Origin of the sequence: Sphingobacterium sp. UBA5670 (assembly GCF_002420705.1) — a bacterium.
Lineage (GTDB): Bacteria > Bacteroidota > Bacteroidia > Sphingobacteriales > Sphingobacteriaceae > Sphingobacterium.
Map to the genome: position 1 here is coordinate 191,834 of NZ_DIIM01000004.1, position 781 is coordinate 192,614.

1 protein-coding gene is annotated in these 781 nt (G+C 48.0%); it reads right to left on the reverse strand.

The window, feature by feature from the left end:
• The coding region (locus tag B3C94_RS05510; protein ID WP_293900243.1) for a hypothetical protein at nucleotides 1–781 on the reverse strand (781 nt) is incomplete at both ends.

Below are 781 nucleotides of genomic sequence, written 5' to 3' on the forward strand. Positions count from 1 at the left end.
CAGACAAGTAGAGGTCTGCCAGATTTTCTCTTGAAAAAGCCCAAGCAATCTCAGCATATTTCTTGGCAAGATTATTCCTGCTCTCTTCTGTTTTCCGCAACCGTGAACGTGCTGCATTCTCCTTGTATAACGTTTTTACTTTTACCAAAAGGTCTTTTTGGTCCAGCCCATGCAAAGCGTCAAGCATTATGCGTTCGGCAGCATTGGGCTCATAGCTGGACTGTTCCCAAGGACAATCATCCCTCGGCGGAGCAGGCTCCACTTCGACTTCCTCTCCCAGAAACAGCCGCAGCAAGGTGTCGCATAGCTGTGTAAATCGCTCCGCTGTCGGGCAATTTAATTTGATTTCGTCAAATATTGATTGGGCCAGATCCGTCAGTTGCCCATCTATTTCAGTTTCCGGCAACTGATGATCTTCATCTGGGTAAGCTAAGGGCGAGATCAGGCTCTTAATAGCAGGATGATGGGAGAGCTCGCCAATATTTTCCGGCCGGACAAATAGATCAACACAGGCTAGCTCTCCCCTTTCCAGCTGCAAAGGCATTTTCCGGTCTTCCTCTAATAATACAAGAGCCCCATGGACAGTAACCTTGGGATCTGCATCCTCTGCCGCGCGTGAACTATCTTCTTTGACCTTCCACCGAATGCTCAGGCAGATAGCTGGTTCAGAAATCTCAGAGATCACACGGACCTTCTTCCTGACATCATAATTTCGAAAGGCCAAAAGTCTACCGATGCCTTTTGCCTGAAAGATATGCATGTCCCAGTCTTGGCCATGATC